The organism is Citricoccus sp. (genome assembly GCF_035445025.1).
Taxonomy (GTDB): domain Bacteria; phylum Actinomycetota; class Actinomycetes; order Actinomycetales; family Micrococcaceae; genus Citricoccus.
This window is the reverse complement of sequence record NZ_DAOMPX010000037.1, coordinates 1-1,890: the sequence shown is the minus strand read 5'-3', so window position 1 is coordinate 1,890 and position 1,890 is coordinate 1. Positions and strand designations below refer to the sequence as shown.

The following is a 1,890-nucleotide window of genomic DNA, read 5'->3' as shown; positions in this document are numbered from 1 at the left end:
GCCGCCATCCTCATCGGCACGATGATCGCCTGGCCCTGGCTGGAGCGTTGGGTGACCAAGGACAACCGCGAGCACCACATCCTGGACCGCCCGCGCAACGCCCCGACCCGCACGGGCATCGGCGTCGCCGGCGTGATCTGGTACTGCACCATGTGGGCCGCGGCCTCCTCGGACCTCATCGCCACCCACTTCGGGGTGTCGCTGAACGACGTGACCTACTGGCTGCGCGGGATCTTCATCCTGGGCCCGTTCATCGGCTTCATCATCACCAAGCGCATCTGCCTGTCCCTGCAGCGCAAGGACCGCGAGATCGTTCTGCACGGTCGCGAGGCCGGTGTGATCGAGATGACCCCGGACGGCGAGTTCCGGGAGCGGCACGAACGCCTGGACGACTACCGGCTCTACCAGCTGGTCAGCTTCGAGGCGAACCGTCCCGTCCCGGCCCAGCCGGGACCGGACGGGAAGATCTCTGGCGGGGAGAAGCGCCGCGCCAAGCTCAACCGCTGGTTCTACGAGGACCGTGTCGAGCCGGTGAGCCGTGCGGAGCTGGCCGAGGCCAAGACCCACGACCATCACGACGTGCCCGACGCCCTGGCCGCCACCGGCAGCCGCGGCACCCTCGAGCACTGACACAACACCACACCAGGAAGGCCCCGCTCCGGCGGGGCCTTCCTGCGTGAGTGGGCCTACTGTCCCGGTTCCGACGGCTTCGACCCCTCACCTGCTCATCAGTCCGCTCCGTCCCACGCCTCCGACCACTCATCCATCACGGCCGGCTAAACGTGTCCGTTCCGGCTGGTATCCCAGAGGGGTCACGGAGCGAAGGAGAGCGCACCGATGAGGACCATCACCGTCTACACCACCGGGCCGGCGTGCATGCAGTGCCGGCTCACCAAGACCGCCCTGGCCACCGCCGGGCTCTACTTCGAGGAGATCGACGTCCGCCAAGTCCCGGACGCCCTGGTCTACATCCAGAACGAGCTGGGCTACAGCCAGGCCCCCGTCGTCGTGGTCGACGACGAGGACCACTGGTGTGGGTTCCAGCCCGACCAGATCCGCCGGGTCGCCACCCTCCTGACCCGCCACTCCTGACCCACGGCGTCTGACCCCCGGCTCCCCCGCCCACGCCTCCACGCCGGAGTGCCGGAGACGGGGCCCGAGGTGGTCAGGCGCTGTGCCCCACGGACGCGCTCACCGCAACCCCCCGGCAGGGACCCACAGCTTGTGATCTGGCCCCAAACGCTCTGCACGGGTAGTGGTCGAGAGCCCCTCAGCGACGTTTCTCGGGTGGACTGGGCGGATCGACCGGGTCCTGCAGGCTCAGGACGATCTCGTTGCGGCGCAGGAACCAGGGCTTGAAGGGAGGATCGAACCGGGCGAAGCGTGGTGGTCCTACCGGAGAGAGGTTCTCGGCGCGCAGGGCGGTGCGCAGCTTTTCCAGGTGCTTGCGATAGTTCGCCTGGCTCCAGCGTCCACGGAACCGGATGGCCGCGGCCACGGTCGAGGGGACACGACGCAACCGCACGCGGGAATCCGTGGGGCGAGGGGCGTTCTCGAGGGTGAATCCCTCCGGCAGGACGAACGCCACCCGGAAGCGCCCGCGGCCGGTGCCGTCGGGGTACACGTCCGCGTCCTCCTGCAGGACGGGAGCGGTCATCGCGATGGACTCAGACGGGGCGTCCTGGAGCACCGGCGCCGTCATCGCCACCTTCTGCTCGGCCTGGTTCGTTCCGCTGATATAACCGAACAGGATGCGGAAGGCGCGGTTGCCGGCATCCTCGAAGCCTGCCTCGACGGTCGTCTCTGCCAGGACGTGCTCGGGGTACCGGCGCACCTCAACACCGTCATGCACACGCAGCGTCTCATAAGGCTGATGCGCCGTCATGCCAG

At 68.6% G+C, this 1,890-nt stretch carries 2 protein-coding genes and 1 pseudogene; 2 read left to right on the top strand and 1 reads right to left on the bottom strand.

Annotation, left to right across the window (positions count from 1 at the left end; all coding sequences use genetic code 11):
* Both PLJ28_RS11440 and PLJ28_RS11435 read left to right on the top strand, forming a co-directional pair.
* A pseudogene (locus tag PLJ28_RS11440) lies at positions 1–630 on the top strand (cytochrome bc1 complex cytochrome b subunit); the annotation flags it as partial.
* A 207-nt stretch (positions 631–837) separates the two neighbouring features.
* Entirely contained in the window at positions 838–1,092 is a 255-nt protein-coding gene (locus PLJ28_RS11435; protein ID WP_298045918.1) for a glutaredoxin domain-containing protein, read from the top strand.
* Between the two features lie 178 nt (positions 1,093–1,270).
* Here PLJ28_RS11435 and PLJ28_RS11430 read toward each other — a convergent pair.
* The coding region (locus PLJ28_RS11430) for an SOUL family heme-binding protein (RefSeq protein WP_324590156.1) at positions 1,271–1,890 on the bottom strand (620 nt) is incomplete at its 5' end.

Coding starts and splice junctions, on each gene's coding strand:
- PLJ28_RS11435 (WP_298045918.1), top strand. CDS start 838: ATGAGGACCATCACCGTCTACACCACCGGGCCGGCGTGCATGCAGTGC.